This window comes from Flavobacterium magnesitis (genome assembly GCF_041729735.1).
Lineage (GTDB): Bacteria > Bacteroidota > Bacteroidia > Flavobacteriales > Flavobacteriaceae > Flavobacterium > Flavobacterium magnesitis.
Map to the genome: position 1 here is coordinate 206,800 of NZ_JBCFQK010000003.1, position 17,065 is coordinate 223,864.

Consider the following 17,065-nt stretch of genomic DNA (forward strand, 5'->3'; position numbering starts at 1 on the left):
TTAATTCAAATGTTTCTCAGTTGTTCTCTGGAGTGGTTTTATCACAATAAAGACTAGTGTAGAAACAATTTAGTGTTTTTTTTACACATATAAATAAGTAAAGCAAATAACCAATTAATAAACTATTAACTAACAATCAAAAAAAACTTAAAAGCCTATGAAATAACCATTCTCTTAAAATCTCCTCTTTTTTGAAACTTCGATTTTGATTTCTTTAGCTGGAGCTTTTTCATTGTAACTTAATCCGCACATCCAGATTACCTTAAATATGTTTTGGCTATCGTTAGGTATTAAAATCGTTCAAAGTTTCAAATGTTGTGTTGAATAAATTAAGTTCTAATTTGTAATAAATTAAAAAAAATGTCAAAATATTAATATGAAAATACAATTAATAAAAATTCCACGAAAAGGTAAATTCGTGGTAATGGGAGTTTTGTTTCAGTTTTTGTTTTCGAATGTATTATTGGCTAAAGGAGCTGATGTTAATACTCCTTTATCATTAACTGACAAAAAAACATTCAGTCAACAAATTACTGTTTCAGGAACTGTTACTTCTTCTGAAGATAAATTGCCTATTCCGGGCGTTACAGTATCGGTTAAGGGTAAGCCTAATTTAGGCGTTATAACTGATTTTGATGGAAAATATAAAATCACTTTAACGTCAGCTGATGACATTTTAGTATTCTCTAGTATTGGTTTCAAGACTATTGAAAGAAAAGCTGGTGCGCAATCTGTAATTAATATTGTGATGGCAACAGATCAAACAACCTTAGAAGAGGTTGTTATTGTAGGTTATGGAACACAGAAAAAAGAAAGCTTAGTAGCTGCGATTTCTCAAGTTTCAGGTAAGACTTTAGAGCGTGCCGGAGGGGTTTCAAGTTTAGGAGCAGCCTTAACTGGTAATGCTCCTGGTTTGGTTACCAATGCGAGTACCGGGATGCCTGGTGAAGAAGATCCTCGTATTGTAATACGTGGTGCTACTTCGCCTAATGGTTCTGATGTCTTAGTGCTGGTGGATGGTGTAGAACGTCCTATGAATAGTGTTGATATTGGTTCTGTTGAGACCGTTTCGGTATTAAAAGATGCTTCCGCGACAGCAGTTTACGGTAGTAGAGGTGCCAATGGTGTTATTTTGATTACCACTAAAAGAGGTAGTTTGGGTAAGGCCTTGATCCGTGCTAGGGTAAACTCTACCATGAAGAGTCCATCTCGTTTGCCTAATAAGTTTGATGCTTATGATGCTTTGACTATCAGAAATCAAGCTATAGAAAATGAGTTGTCATTATCTCCAGAATCATGGAATAATTATTTGCCTCAGGATATTATTGATAAGTATCGTTTCCCTGCAGATCAAGCAGAAAGAGAGCGTTACCCTAACGTGGATTGGGCAAAAACTTTGTTTAAGGATTTTGTGATGTCGCACAATGCCAGTTTAAACGTTAGTGGTGGTACTGAATTTGTGAAGTATTTTTCTAGTATTGATTACCTGCATGAAGGAGATCTTTTTAGAAAAGCGGATAATAGAAGAGGTTACGAGGGAGGTTATGGTTTTGATAGATTGAATGTAAGATCAAATTTAGATTTTACTTTTAGTCCTACTACTACTTTTAAGGTAACTTTATCTGGTTCGCATGGTATCAGAAAGATGCCTGGTGCACGTAACAATGAATACACAATGTGGGACGCAGCTTATTCAACTGCTCCAGATGTGTTTCTTCCTTTTTATGAAAGTGATAATTCTTGGGGGTATTTTGCACCTAATGAAGGTAGGGCTTCTAACTCTGTTCGTAGTTTATCACTTAGTGGGGTGGAATACCAAACGACTACTCGTATAAATACCGATTTCTCTTTGAATCAGAAATTAGATATGTTTGTTAAAGGTTTATCTTTTACAGGAATGCTAGCTTTTGATAATAGTTTTCGCGAGGATTCAAGAGGTGTAAATGATTTGTTTAATAATACACAGGAAAAATGGATTGATCCTGCAACTGGTAATGCTATTTACAAGAGGGCATTTGATCCTAACAACCGTTTTGATTTTCAAGATGGAATTAGGTGGACGGTTAATCCGGGTGCTGTAAATAATGGGCAGTCTTATAGAAGATTGTTTTATCAAGCACAACTAAATTATAATACGGTAATAAGTGATGATCACAATATTGGCGTATTGGCTTTAGCAAACCGTAATGAGTTTGCCACCGGTTCAAATATTCCAAGTCGCCGTGAGGATTGGGTTTTTCGTACTACCTATGATTATAAGGGGAAATATTTTGCTGAATACAATGGTGCTTACAATGGATCTGAAAAATTTGGTACCGATAATCGCTACGGATTCTTTTCATCAGGAGGTTTGAGTTGGATTGTTTCAAAAGAGAACTTTATGAAAAAAACCAAATCATTTGTAGATTTATTAAAATTTAGAGTCAATTACGGGGAAGTTGGAGATGATTCTGTAAGTGGTAGATTTCTATATGAAACTTTGTATGGTTTCGGTGGTCGTTCTAACTTAGGACTTAATGGAGAAGGGGGAGAGCAAAGTCCTTATGTTTGGTACACTGAAAATTCTATTGGAAATCCAGAAGTAAGATGGGAAAAAGTAACAAAAACCAACTTTGGTGTTGATTTTGGTTTTCTTAAAGGATTTGTTCAGGGTTCAGTAGATGTTTTTCAAGACCGACGAACTGATATTTTAATTGCTGGTTCTAATAGAGCAATACCAACTTATTATGGAGCTTCTAATCCTCCACCAGCAAACCTTGGAAGGGTTGATAACAAAGGATTTGAATTGCAATTAAAATTGAATCATACTTTCGCAAATGGCTTGAATTTATGGTCAGATTTGAATATGACTCATGCTAAAAGTAATGTTGTTAACTTAGATGATCCACAGCTGTTAGAAGATTATCAAAAGCGAGTGGGGAGACCTTTAGGTCAAGCTAGGGCTCACGTTGCTCAGGGGTATTATAATACTTGGGATGATTTATATGCAAGTACAAGAACGGACGCTAACGATCAATTCAAATTACCAGGAAACTTAAATTTATTGGATTATAATGCTGATGGTGTTATTAATGCTTTTGATGATGTTCCTTTTGGTTTTGCAGGTGTACCTCAAAATACCTACAATGCTAATTTTGGTTTAAATTGGAAAAACTTTAGTTTTTTTGTTCAATTTTATGGTGTGAACAATGTAACACGTCAAGTTGTTTTAGGGAGTTTAGCGGGTCAAAATACTGTAGTTTATGATGAAGGCTCTTATTGGAGCAAAGACAATACCAGTCCAGATATACCTATGCCTCGTTGGTTGTCAACGCCTAGTCAGTACAATAATGCACAACGTTTTATGTATGATGGTTCGTATGTTCGTTTAAAAAATGCTGAAATTGCTTACACTTTTGATGATTCAACTTCTTTTGTAAAAGCGCTTGGTATTCAAAATGTAAGAGTATTTGTGAATGGTGATAACCTATACCTTTGGTCTAAAATGCCAGACGATAGGGAGAGTAATTTTGCAGGAACGGGATGGGCTTCACAAGGGGCTTACCCAACTGTTAGACGTTTTAATTTAGGTGCTAATATTATTTTTTAAATTTTAGAATTATGAAAAATTATTTTAAATCAATAGCAAAATATAGTGTTTTTTTTAGTTTGGTACTTGCAACAAATTCTTGTGAAGAGTATTTAGATGTTAAACCAGAAAATATTGTTACAGAAACCGCAGCTTATGAGAATTTTACAAGATTTCAGGGCTTTACGGAAGAGTTATATATGTGTATTCCAGATTTTACTAATGCGTATTGGACGAACTCTTGGAATTGGGGTGAAGATGAAATTCAATCAACTGCCCGTGATTTTCATTTTGTAGTAAAAATCGATAACGGAAATTTCTTAGGTTGGCAATCTGAACATGATGGTTGGCAAGCGGGTTGGATGAATAGAAACAGAGGAAATATGAGAACTAATGGCGATCGTTTTCAAAAGGATTTATACACTTTGGGGTGGTATGGTATTCGTAAAGCCAATTTGGGTTTAGCTAATCTTGATCTTTTGCAAGAAGCAACGCAAGAAGAAAAGGATTTAATAAAAGGACAATTACTATTCTTTAGAGGCTGGTTTCATTTTCAATTCATGCAGTATTTTGGCGGTCTTCCTTACGTTGATAAAGTAATTCCTGCCGATGAGCCTATTACTTTGCCAAGATTATCTTATGCAGAATGTGCAGAGAGAGCAGCAGCAGATTTTAGAGCAGCGGCAGACCTATTACCTGCAGATTGGGACAATACGGTAACTGGTAAAAGAACTGAAACTAAAAATGCCTTACGCATCAACAAAATCATGGCTTTGGGTTATCTAGGGAAAAACTATTTGTGGGCTGGTAGTCCATTAATGAATAAAGCTTCAACAGGTAGCGAAAGCTATAATACTGAATTTTGTAGAAAAGCTAGCGAGGCTTTTGCTGAGTTATTAAACATCACAGAGTCAGGGGGATCCAAGCATGCTTTATTGCCTTTTGCAAAATACAGTGATAATTTTTACACAACTGGTCAGAACTGGGCCATACCAGGTGGTGTTGAGGCAATTTTTAGAGGTCCTTACTTAGGTGCGCACAATTCCACTTATGGTACTGCAAAACAATACCAACCAGCACCAATTTTGACAGATGGTGACGTTAAATTTTTGCCTACTGCTAATTATGTTGATAATTATGGTATGGCTAATGGCTTACCAATTGCTGATCCAACTCAAGCTGATCCAGTTTCTGGATATGATCCATCTTATCCATGGAAAGATCGTGATCCTCGTTTTTATAATGACATTATTTATGATGGGGTAAAAATGGTTAATGGAACGATGCCTGCTAATAACGTGGCTAATCGTAATGCTAATTTATATACAGGTGGTAGTTATAGAAATATCAGTACGGGTAGTCGTACAGGTTATTTATTGTACAAATTTATTCCTATCACTGCGAACTTATATGACGGTGGTTATGACTGGGGTAGTAACTTGAACATTCATTTACCTTGGATGCGTTTATCTGATGTTTATTTGATGTATGCAGAAGCTACTGCAGTTGCTTATAATTCTCCTACGGCAAAAGATCCTTCTTACAGTAAAACTGCAGTAGAAGCTATTAACTTTGTTCGTGATAGAGCGGGTGTGGGTCATGTTGCTTCTAGATTTACAGGTTCTGTTAGTGCGTTTTTGCCTGAATTGAGAAGAGAACGTGCTGTTGAATTAGCTTTTGAAGGACACCGTTTTAATGATTTACGTAGATGGATGTTATTGATTAAAAGTCCTTACACGCTAAAAAAATCAATCGAGTTTGATCGTGATGCTTCATTTAATCCAGCTACACCGAAAACTAATAAAGTTAACAACTTGAGACAAGTAACTATTTTGGAGAGGAATTTTTCCGAAAAACACTATTGGTTGCCATTAAAAAACAGTGATGTAAGTTTATATGCTGAGTTTTTTCAAAACCCAGGATGGTAATAACTTACAATCATTTTAAAAATTATAAATACAAATTAGAAAATAATGAGATATATACAACTAAGAATAGTGTTATGTTTTTTAATTATTGCTTTTTCTCCTACAATATCCTTTGCTCAACTTAACAAAATTGATGTTAATGGTATAGTTAGTAGTTCTGAAGGAAAACCTATTGTTGGTGCTTCTCTTGTTGGTGAAAAAGACAATATTTTAACAATTACGGATGCTAATGGGAAGTTTTTAATAAGCGTTCCTGTTGGGTCAAAGTTATCAGTTGTTGCCAAAGGTTTCACAGGTAAAAAGTTTACAGTAAGTTCCGATCAAAATGATTTAAATTTAATTTTATCTAAAGAGAATAAAGTTCAAGTGGCTTTCCAAAAAGTAAATGAAAGAGACCTTTCTAGTGGTATTTCTTTTGTTGATGTTGAGGAGGTTTTGAATAAAAGTTATTCTACCTACAGTTTAGACGGAATGCAGTCCTTAGTTGGTGGTTTTAACTACAACATTTGGGGTCAAGGTGGGTACTTGGTTTTGGTCGATGGTTTTCCACGTGATCCAGGAACCATACTTCCAGTAGAAATTGACCAAATTTCCTTTTTGAAAGGTGTAAATGCTATTGCATTGTATGGTAGTCGTGCTGCTCAGGGTGTAGTTTATATAACTTCTAAGAGAGGTAAAGTTCAAAAACAACAAATTAGCGTTCGTGCCAATGCTGGTATTGACGTTCCAAAGCGTTATGCTAAGTACCTAGGTTCAGCAGAGTATATGTCGTATTACAATCAGGCTTTAATTAATGATGGTCTTTCGTCACTTTACAGTGATGAAGATATCTTTAATCATGCTTCGGGAAATGAATTTCGTTATCCTAATGTAGATTATTATTCTTCAAAATATTTAAGAGAATTCTCTAGAAGATACGATGCTAACGTTGAAATCAATGGAGGAAATGATGTTGCTAAATATTATACTGTTGTTAACTTTTCTAATAATGGTGATTTGCTAAATTTTGGAGAAGCAGCAAACAATCAAACTACTCGTTTTAACGCAAGGGGTAATGTTGATGTTGCTATTAATGATTTCATAACAGCTCGTATAGGAGTCAATGCCATTTATTCTAATTCTAGAGGTATAAATGCTAACTATTGGCAAAGTGCTGCCACTCTTAGACCTTTCCGTTACACACCCTTAATTCCAATCGATTTAATTGAAGCTTCTGATGAGGCATCTCAATTATTGATAAGAAATAGTAAGAACTTAGTTGATGGAAGATTCTTATTGGGTGGTAATCAATTAGAAATGACAAATCCTTTTGCAGCAGCTTATGCTGGAGGTTACAGTAACTTTGTTAGTCGCCAATTTCAGTTCAATACAGGAGTAGATGCTAATTTGAGTAGTGTAACTAAAGGACTTTCTCTACATACAGATTTTGGGATTGATTACGATACGCAATATAGTACCTCTTTCAATAATACTTATGCTGTTTATAGTCCTACTTGGAACACTTTTGCTGGTTTTGATCAGATTGGTAGTCTTCAAAAAATCAATGATGACACGCGCAATGGAATTGAGAATTTGGCAAATAGTTTCTACAGACAAATTTTAAGTTTTTCTACACACTTAGATTACAAGCGTCAATTTGAAAAAAATAATTTTGGAGCTATGTTTATTGTGAATGGTTTTCAACGTACTGCTTCAGGTGATTACCATAAAGAAAGTAATGCCAATTTAGGTCTGAATATGAGCTATAATTTTGATAGCAAGTATTATGCAGAATTTAATCAAGCTATCGTGCATTCTGCCAGATTTGCTGAGTCGAAACGTATGATGCCTTCTCCTACGCTTACTTTAGGATGGCGTTTGAGCGAAGAAAACTTCTTGAAGAATTCTACATCAGTTGATAATTTGAAATTGAGCTTTTCTGCGGGTATTTTACATACTGATTTAAGTTCTAACGGTTATTACCGTTACCAACAAATCTATTCACAAACAGACGGACAATGGTTCAGCTGGAGAGATGGAGCTTTAAATAGGAGTACTGATTCAAGACAGGGAGAAAATTTAGGTTTAACTTTTGCACAGAGAAGGGAAGTTAATGCGACCATTGATGCATCTTTCTTTAAGGGTATGATCACTTTGAATAGTACTCTTTATATGAATCAAATGAGAGGTAATATTGCTCCTCTAGCAAACAGAACACCAAACTATTTTAGCAATGGTTTCCCTAATTCTTCTTTTGTTCCTTTTTTTAATATTAATAATGACGACCGTTCTGGTGTCGATTTTAATATCAATTTCAACAAAAAAGTGGGTGCAGTTGATTTATCTTTGGGTATTACGGGTAACTATTACCATAGTAAAATTGACCAGAGAGATGAAGTGTCTGAGTTTGATTATCAATTGAGACAAGGAAGACCTATTGATAATATTTATGGTCTTAAAAATCTTGGTTTCTATGTTGATGAAGCTGATATTGCGAGTAGTCCAGTTTCTGCTTTTGGTAATGTGAAACCAGGTGATATCAAATACCAAGATGTAAATGGTGATGGTCTTGTTAATGCCCAAGATGAAGTTTATTTAGGAAAAGCTGGTTTTAATGGCGCTCCACTCTTTGGTGGTTTGAACTTTACCGCCAAATGGAAGAATTTAACTCTATTTGCTATGGCTACAGCACAGTTTGGTGCTTATGCTTTGAAAAATCAAAGTGCGTACTTTAACATTGATGGTATTGATAAATATTCGGTTAACGTTAGAAATAGTTGGACTTTTGAAAATCGTGAAACAGCTACTTTTCCTAGATTAACAACCTTTACTTCTGATAACAATTATCGTAATTCTGATTTTTGGATGTACAGCACAAATAGGTTTGATTTGTCCAGAATACAAATTACATTCGATTTTCCTAAGCGAATTTTACAAAGTACTTTTGTAAGTGATTTGAGTGCCTATGTAAATGGGGCTAATTTATTAACCATATCACAAGAGCGTGAATTGATGGAGTTAAACATTGGCGGTGCTCCACAAACCAGATTTTTTAATTTAGGTTTGAAAGCCTCTTTTTAATTCATTAAATCATTATAAAAATTAAAGACATGAATAATTTTTTTCTTATTTTAATAACAGCGTTTGTTCTTACTTTCACGAGCTGTGATGATTTGATTGAGCCTAATATTGCTAATAACAGAGAACTTGATGCTGCGTATGCTGATCCTGAGTTTGCTGCTGGTATTCTATTAAATGGTTACACTCGAATACCAACCAATGGTTACAGTTTTAATGATGTTGCTACGGATAATGCAGTTACTAATAACTTGCAAAATAACTTTAGAAGAGCTGCAACTGGACAATGGGATTCTAATTTTAATCCTTTTGATCAATGGAATAACTCTAAAGCCGCTATTCAATATCTTAACATCTTTATTCAAGAAGTAGATAAAGTAAACTGGGCAAATGATGAAGTTGTAAGATCGCTTTTTGCACGCAGACTTAAGGGTGAAGCCTATGGTTTGAGAGCACTGTATATGTATTTTCTTCTACAGGCTCACTCTGGTGTAACGGATAACAACCAACTTTTAGGTGTTCCTATTTTATTAGAACCAGAATCAATAACATCTAATTTTAATATTCCTCGTAATACTTTTCAAGAGTGTTTGAATCAGGTTTATAGTGATATTGAATTGGCTAGTCAATTACTTCCTTTAGATTATGAGACTGCCACTGCTGTACCTGCTGGTTTTCCCGATGTTGATTTAAGTATTTATAATAGAGTATTTGATAATCAAGCTAGAGGTAGAGTTACAAAGCGTATTGTTATGTTTTTAAAAGCTCAGGTTGCATTACTAGCAGCTAGTCCTGCTTTTAATTTGAATAATTCTCAAGCTGCTTGGACTCAAGCTGCAAACGCTGCAGGTGATTTGTTATTACTTAACGGAGGTATTGGTGGTATAGATCCGAATGGATTAACATGGTATCGTAATGCTGAGATTGAAACACTTGGTTCAGGTGTTAATTCTAGAGAAGTAGTTTGGAGAGGAGACATTGCTAACAGCAATAACCTGGAGTTAGAACATTTTCCACCTTCGCTTTTCGGTAGTGGTCGTTTGAATCCAACTCAAAATTTAGTGGATGCTTTCCCAGCTGCGAATGGATATCCTATTACTAATCCTTTGAGTAATTATAATGCCGCTAATCCTTATGCAAACCGTGACGCACGTTTGAATCATTACATTTTGTTAAATGGGACAGCTGCTGGAGTAGCAAATACGGTTATATCTACTGCTAGTAATAGTACTACTATTGATGGATTGAATCGAGTTGAGACATCTACAAGAACAGGTTATTACATGAAAAAGCTTTTAAGACAAGATGTTAACTTGAACCCTCAAACAAGAACACAACAAAGGCACTACAATGCAAGAATGAGATATACTGAACTGTATCTAATTTATGCTGAAGCAGCAAACGAAGCTTTTGGTCCACGTGGTACTTCTACTTATGGTTTCTCTGCTTATGATGTAATTAGAGCTTTGAGAAATAGAGCTGGTATTGTTAATGATGTTTACTTGGAGTCGATAGGTAGTGACAAGGACGCTATGCGTGCTCTAATTAGAAACGAACGTCGTTTAGAGTTATGTTTTGAAGGTTTCCGTTTTTGGGATTTACGCAGATGGAAACAAAACTTAACAGAACCTGCTAGAGGCGTTAATATCGAAACCACTTCTGGTTCACCTACTTTCACCATTATTCCTGAGGTTGAGGAAAGAACTTTTACTCCAGATATGGTTTATGGTCCTATTCCATACCTAGAAACTTTGAAGTTCAATGCTCTAACTCAAAATAAAGGGTGGAGATAATCAATGTCACTCTATTTGATATTTATTTAATATAATTCAATAAAAAATGAAAAATAAAATATTTTCGGTTTTAGTCCTTTTATTGGTCTCTTTGTCTTCTTGTACGAATCAAGACACTGATTTCGGTAATTTTGACTACCAATCAGTCTATTTTGCCTATCAATTTCCTGTCAGAACCATAACATTAGGTGAAGACGTTTTTGATACGACTTTAGATAATGATTATAAGTGTAGAATTATGGCCACCTTAGGAGGGGTTTATAATAATGACAAAGATGTTACCATTGATGTAGAAGTGGCTAATTCTTTAACCTCGGGTCTGTTGTTTAGGACAGGGGGAGATCCAATAGTGGCTATGCCAAGTAATTACTATTCATTAGAATCCAATAAAATTGTTATTTCTAAAGGACAAATTACAGGAGGAATTGATGTACAATTGACAGATGCTTTTTTTGCAGACCCTTTATCGGTTAAACAAACTTATGTTATTCCATTGCAGATGACTAATGTTGTAAATGCAGATACTATTTTGTCAGGAACTCCTTTGGTTCCTAACGCTAATAATAATAAAGCAATTATCGGACAATGGTCTTCTGCTCCCAAGGATTTCATATTCTATGCAATAAAATATATCAACCCATGGGATGGTTTTTATTTAAGAAGAGGTGTTGATGTTTATACAAATACTTCTAATGCTGCACAAAATAGAACCGATGTTCGACGTAAACAATATGTTGAACAAGACGATGTGTTTAAAGTTAATACTTTGTCTTTGTCAACAATTGATTTTCCTGTAACTTACAAAGATGCTTCGGGGAATAATATTAATTTAAATTTAGTCCTTACTGTTGACAAAGAGTCAGGAAATATCACAGTATCGTCTTCAAATCCTTCCTCTTACACCGCAACAGGTTCAGGAAAATTTGTTAAAAGAGGAGAAAAAAACAGCTGGGGTGCTAAAGATCGTGATGCGATGTATTTAAGTTATAATGTTAATTATAGCAATTTTAATATTTCAACCACTGATACTTTAGTTCTCAGAAATAGAGGAGTTAAAGCTGAAGTATTTACTCCAGATTTCAATAATTTACAATAATGTTTGTATCGTTAATTTAAACTATTTAAAATGAAAAATATATTTAAATTTTTACCAATTTCAGCCTTGCTATTTTCATTAGCATCCTGTACTGAATCACATCTGCTCCCTTTTGAAGTTGAAAAGCCATCGAATATTGCAGATCAGGAGGTAATAGATGCCTATGCTGATTTAAAGTCTTATGTGGACAGAACAGCTAATCCTAATTTTAAATTAGGGCTGGGAGTTTCTTTGAATGAATATACAAGCAAGAGTTTGATGTATAGATTAGCCAATAGGAATTTTGATGAGATTACTTTGGGCTACGAAATGAAACATGGAGCAATAGTTCAAGCTGATGGAACATTAAAGCTTGATAAGGTTCAAGAACTTTTAGAAACTGCAGCTGCAGCTAATGTTTCTGTTTTTGGGCATACACTGTGTTGGCATGCCAATCAAAATGCGACTTATCTGAATAAATTGATTGCTCCTGTAAAGATACCTGGAGGGACAGAACCTATAGAAAGTGGTTATGCACTTAAATTTTCTAATTCTTCAATTGTCAACCCATGGGTGGTACAAACAATTTATGATATTACACCAACGGAGTTAAATGTGGAATATATTTTAAAGTTTGCTGCAAAAGGTAGTAAGGCAGGTACTATTAGTTCTGATTTGCAAGCTACATCAAATTATTCAGGTAATAATTTTGGTAATATTGTATTAACAACTTCCTATAAAGAGTATGAACTAAGATTAACGACTACTGCCGCTCGTAATAGATTTATTTTTAATCATGGACAATTTGATGGTACTGTTTTTATAGATAATATTACTTTGAGAAAAGCAGGTTCTAATGTCGATATAATTTCTGGTGGAGATTTTGAGACTGCTTTAGCTGGCTGGGGAGGTTGGGGACCTACTTCTACGCGTGTACGTTCGGCAGTTGATGAGGGTTTTGGCGGTTTTGGTGGAGCTACAATCGAAAAAACTCCAGAACAAAAGAAAGTTATCATTGGTGAAGCACTGGATAACTGGATAACTGGTATGGTTACTAATTGTGCTCCTTATGTAAAAGCCTGGGACGTTGTTAATGAGCCAATGTCAGATTGGCCAAATCAATTTGAGTTAAAAACAGGTGTTGGTAAAACTAATATGGCTGCTGATGAATTCTATTGGCAAGATTATTTAGGAAAGGATTATGCTGTGGAAGCGTTTAGACTGGCCAGACTACATGGAAATCCAAACGATATACTTTTTATCAACGATTACGGTTTAGAAGGAGGCGGTGATAAATGTGACGGTCTTATTCAGTATGTTAATTACATTGAAAGTAAAGGACAAACTGTTGACGGTATAGGTACTCAGATGCATGTAACCTTTGGTGAAACGACCATTGAGAGGATCAGAACAATGTTGACGAAATTAGCAGCAACTGGCAAACTCGTGAAAATATCGGAACTTGATATGGGAATCAAAGTGGGCGGAGTTATAATAAAAACGGAAAATGTTACTCCTGCCCAACTACAGCAGATGTCAGATTTTTATAAAGAAATAGTAGAAGCTTATTTTGACATTGTACCAGCTGCTCAACGTTACGGTATTACTCAATGGGCTGCGACAGATAGTCCAGCTAATTCATCATGGAGAGGTGGAGAACCTATCGGACTTTGGAATTTAAATTACACTCGCAAGCCTGCCTATACTGGTTTTGCCGAAGGTCTTAAATCTTCAAAATAAGCATAATAATAGTCGAAATACTTTATAATCTAAAATCAATCATAAATAACTAGTTTGAGTTTACCCTTTGGGCGTACTTATTTTTTAATTACGTTCAAAGGGTTTATTAATTTAAAAATCAGTCAGAATGAAATTATATAAATTATTAAGCATTCAATTTGCTTTTTTGTTTTTGTTTTCCTGTTCTAAGGATGATACTCCAATCAAAACAGGACCTGTTAAAGAAGTACCAGTTGAAGAAACCATTTCCTGGCCATTGGCAACGCCTAAATTAAAAGTAGTTGGCAAATATTTAAAAGATCCTTGTGGTAATATAATTAATATGCATGGGGTTGCCATGACTCCAAGTCCTTGGTTCAATGGAGGAGCTGTTGGCGAATGGCGTTGGAATAATTATGACGTAGCTGGATGTTTGGCTTATAATAAAGCGGTAATGAATAAGTTATCTGATGCCAAGCAAGGTTGGTATCTTAATTATGTGCGACTGCATATCGATCCTTATTGGACTAATAATTTGGGTGTTTCAGGTATTCAGGAAAATGATATTTCACAATTTAATTTTGAAAGGTTTAAATCGGCTATTGATAATGTTATTCTTCCGCTTATTGCACACGCAAAAACAAGGGGAATGTACATTATTTTGCGTCCGCCTGGTGTTTGTCCTGAGCATATAGCGGTAGGAGATGCTTATCATGATTATTTAAAAGTAATTTGGGATTATATTTCGAAACATCCTTCTTTAAAAAATTCAGATCATGTGATGTTTGAATTAGCCAATGAACCCGTAAGAATTAAACTTCCCGATGGTAGTTATGGAGCTAATACCCAAGCTCATTTTGATCAGTTGAAATTGTTTTTTCAACCCATTGTTGATATGATTAGAACAAATGGCGCTAATAATATTCTTTGGATTCCAGGTTCTGGTTGGCAATCACAATATAAAGGTTATGCTGTTAATCCAATAGAAGGAGATAATATTGGCTACGCTGTACATATTTATCCGGGATATTGGGGAAAAGACAATAATAGCCCTTCATTGTTTAGAGCCAATTGGAATGAAAACATAAAACCTGTAGCCGATATAGCACCAATAGCTATTACAGAAATTGATTGGGGACCAGAAAAATATGCAGTTTGGGGAAAAGGAGGAGTAACAGGAACCGCAGGAGGATGGGGCTTTGGAGCTAATTTCAAAGTGCTTGGTGATGAATCTGGTAACGTAAGCTGGAATGTTTTATCCCCGGAAAATCTTATCGATAAAGGATCTGTAAACGGAGGTATTGCTTATGATAATGATCCACAGGCATGTGCAAATCCAGTGAATAAATGGTTTAAAGAATATGCTAAAAAGAAGGTTATTTGTAATTGATTTAAAATAAAAATTTGCCAATCATTTTGAACTATTTACCTTAAAAAGAAAAGTAATTTTAATTTAGATTATGCCCCAAAAAATCAAACTTTTTGGGGCGTTTTTATTTAGCCCTATTTATTCCACGATTAAGTAGTTATTTTTTAGAATACCACTTTACCCAAGATAATAGAAAAAGTAATGGTGTGTCATTGTATTATTTTTTTCCGCCTATTTTGCTAATCACAAAAATAATAAGTGCTATAACAGCTATAACAAGGAATATTCCAACGCCCATTCCTGCTTTAAAAATATCGCCAATAACTTCACAGCTAGTGAAAGTAAACATAACGATCAATAGTAATAATGTTCTTTTTAATGTATTTTGCATGATTTCTAGGATTTTAAATTAGTTAATTATATTGGTTTAAAAGTACTTTATAAATAAATATTCAATATTATATAATTTTACTGTTTTGTTGTATTATTCAAACTATGAGAGTAATCTTTAACTCAAATTTTAAATTTAGATATTCTTTAAGGTTATAAATCTGATTTTGTATATTTGCACAACCCAACATAACTCTTTACTATGACTCAAAAAGTTTTGCTTAATTCCAAAGAAGTCAATATCATTCTTCATCGTTTGGCTTGTCAGCTAATTGAAAAACATCTCGATTTTAAAGACACTATTTTAATTGGTATTCAGCCTAGAGGAACTTTTTTAGCAGAACGACTAAAAGAAGTATTAGAAAAAGAATACAATACTCCGGAAATAAAATTAGGTTATCTGGACATCACATTTTTTAGAGATGATTTTAGAAGAACCGAAAAACCATTGGAAGCTAATAAAACCAATATCAATTTTATTGTAGAAAACAAAAAAGTCATTTTTATTGATGATGTGTTGTTTACAGGCAGAAGTATTAGAGCAGCATTAACTGCAGTACAATCTTTTGGAAGACCTTCAGAAATAGAATTATTAGTTTTAATTGACAGACGTTTTAGCCGCAATTTGCCTATTCAGCCTGATTATAGAGGAAGGCAAGTAGATGCTATTAATAATGAGAAGGTAAAAGTGAGTTGGAAAGAAAATGATGGAGAAGATGCCGTGTATTTAGTTACCAATTAACTAGAAAAATAAACAGCTAAAAAGTCCATCTATAATAAAATAATAATCGTAAAAGAATGAAAGAATTAAGCGTAAATCATTTATTAGGTATCAAATATATTAACAAAAATGATATAGACCTTATTTTTGAAACAGCGGATCATTTTAAAGAAGTCATTAATCGTCCTATAAAGAAAGTGCCTTCGTTACGAGATATTACTATTGCCAATATTTTTTTCGAAAACAGTACCAGAACCAAACTTTCATTCGAATTAGCTCAAAAACGATTATCGGCTGATGTAATTAGTTTTTCGGCAGCACAATCTTCGGTTAAAAAAGGAGAAACACTTATTGATACCGTAAATAATATTCTTTCTATGAAAGTAGATATGGTGGTGATGCGTCATGCTAATCCTGGAGCAGCTCACTTTTTATCACAAAATGTAAAAGCAAGTATTGTAAATGCGGGTGATGGTGCTCATGAACATCCTACGCAGGCTTTGTTAGACAGTTATTCAATAAGAGAAAAACTTGGTGATGTAGCTGGAAAAAAAGTAGTTATTGTAGGCGATATTTTGCATTCAAGAGTCGCTTTGTCTAATATTTATGCTTTGCAAATGCAAGGTGCCGAAGTAAAAGTTTGTGGTCCTAAAACTTTGATTCCAAAATACATTGAATCCCTTGGTGTAAAAGTAGAACCTAATTTACGAAAAGCCTTAGAATGGTGTGATGTTGCTAATATGTTGCGCGTTCAAAATGAAAGAATGGATGTGAATTATTTTCCATCAACCAGAGAATATGCACAACAATATGGTGTAGATAAAACTTTATTAGAATCTTTGAATAAAGAAATTGTAATCATGCATCCAGGACCTATAAATAGAGGAGTGGAGATTACATCTGAAGTAGCCGATTCTGGACAATCAGTTATCCTGAACCAGGTTGAAAATGGAGTGGCGATTAGAATGGCTGTTATTTATCTTTTGGCTTCAAAAATTCAGTAAGTTAAAAAATCTTAGTAACTTTAGATTTTTGTATCCCAATAATTAAAATTTTACAGCTATGAAAGTAGATCAAAAAGACCATACCATTACAATTAAAGATACTCAAGGCGATTTTACTTCTTTTTTAATGAAGGTTACGCATCAATATAAGAGTTACGAAAAGCATAATATTATAATTGATCTTTTAGGTTATAAAGAGGAATTACCAGTTGATGATTTAAAATTGTTTTTACCTATGTCTAAAAAACATAAAAAATCAAAGAAATCGTTTATAGTTGTAGTTGCAGATTTTGATTATAATGCTTTACCTGAAAAATTCACTGTAGTTCCGTCTTTATTAGAAGCTCATGATATTATTGAGATGGAAGAAATAGAAAGAGACTTAGGATTTTAAATCGTTTAATTGTTTATTCGTTTAAAAGTTTAATCGAATGATTTTTT

11 protein-coding genes are annotated in these 17,065 nt (G+C 34.2%); 10 read left to right on the plus strand and 1 reads right to left on the minus strand.

The window, feature by feature from the left end; all coding sequences use genetic code 11:
- The first annotated feature begins 376 nt into the window (after nucleotides 1-376).
- From AAGV33_RS03765 to AAGV33_RS03795, 7 genes are all read left to right on the plus strand, one after another.
- Complete coding sequence (locus tag AAGV33_RS03765) at nucleotides 377-3,589, plus strand: SusC/RagA family TonB-linked outer membrane protein (RefSeq protein WP_373390614.1); 3,213 nt, start codon at nucleotides 377-379, stop codon at nucleotides 3,587-3,589.
- 11 nt (nucleotides 3,590-3,600) lie between these two features.
- The gene (locus AAGV33_RS03770; protein ID WP_373390615.1) at nucleotides 3,601-5,496 is read left to right on the plus strand and encodes a RagB/SusD family nutrient uptake outer membrane protein; all 1,896 of its coding nucleotides are present in this window, start codon (nucleotides 3,601-3,603) and stop codon (nucleotides 5,494-5,496) included.
- Between the two features lie 45 nt (nucleotides 5,497-5,541).
- A complete protein-coding gene (locus AAGV33_RS03775) occupies nucleotides 5,542-8,556 on the plus strand; it encodes a SusC/RagA family TonB-linked outer membrane protein (protein ID WP_373390616.1) in 3,015 nt (1,004 codons plus the stop codon).
- A gap of 29 nt (nucleotides 8,557-8,585) precedes the next feature.
- Complete coding sequence (locus AAGV33_RS03780; RefSeq protein WP_373390617.1) at nucleotides 8,586-10,346, plus strand: RagB/SusD family nutrient uptake outer membrane protein; 1,761 nt, start codon at nucleotides 8,586-8,588, stop codon at nucleotides 10,344-10,346.
- Nucleotides 10,347-10,392: 46 nt separating this feature from the next.
- Nucleotides 10,393-11,442, plus strand: coding sequence for a DUF5627 domain-containing protein (locus AAGV33_RS03785; RefSeq protein ID WP_373390618.1), 1,050 nt, complete (start codon nucleotides 10,393-10,395; stop codon nucleotides 11,440-11,442).
- A gap of 30 nt (nucleotides 11,443-11,472) precedes the next feature.
- Nucleotides 11,473-13,161: an endo-1,4-beta-xylanase gene (locus AAGV33_RS03790; protein ID WP_373390619.1), complete on the plus strand. Its 1,689-nt coding sequence runs from the start codon at nucleotides 11,473-11,475 to the stop codon at nucleotides 13,159-13,161.
- Nucleotides 13,162-13,288: 127 nt separating this feature from the next.
- Nucleotides 13,289-14,530 (plus strand): cellulase family glycosylhydrolase, encoded by a 1,242-nt coding sequence (locus tag AAGV33_RS03795; RefSeq protein WP_373390620.1) that lies wholly within the window; start codon nucleotides 13,289-13,291, stop codon nucleotides 14,528-14,530.
- Nucleotides 14,531-14,726: 196 nt separating this feature from the next.
- Here the strand turns inward: AAGV33_RS03795 and AAGV33_RS03800 are convergent, their stop codons facing one another.
- A complete protein-coding gene (locus AAGV33_RS03800) occupies nucleotides 14,727-14,900 on the minus strand; it encodes a hypothetical protein (RefSeq protein WP_373390621.1) in 174 nt (57 codons plus the stop codon).
- 201 nt (nucleotides 14,901-15,101) lie between these two features.
- Between AAGV33_RS03800 and pyrR the strand changes: the two genes are divergently transcribed.
- The 3 genes from pyrR to AAGV33_RS03815 are packed head-to-tail and all read left to right on the plus strand — an operon-like array spanning nucleotide 15,102 to nucleotide 17,018.
- Complete coding sequence (pyrR, locus tag AAGV33_RS03805; protein ID WP_373390622.1) at nucleotides 15,102-15,641, plus strand: bifunctional pyr operon transcriptional regulator/uracil phosphoribosyltransferase PyrR; 540 nt, start codon at nucleotides 15,102-15,104, stop codon at nucleotides 15,639-15,641.
- A 56-nt stretch (nucleotides 15,642-15,697) separates the two neighbouring features.
- A complete protein-coding gene (locus tag AAGV33_RS03810; protein WP_373390623.1) occupies nucleotides 15,698-16,624 on the plus strand; it encodes an aspartate carbamoyltransferase catalytic subunit in 927 nt (308 codons plus the stop codon).
- Nucleotides 16,625-16,682: 58 nt separating this feature from the next.
- Entirely contained in the window at nucleotides 16,683-17,018 is a 336-nt protein-coding gene (locus tag AAGV33_RS03815) for a ribonuclease Z (protein ID WP_373390624.1), read from the plus strand.
- The last annotated feature ends 47 nt before the right edge of the window (nucleotides 17,019-17,065 follow it).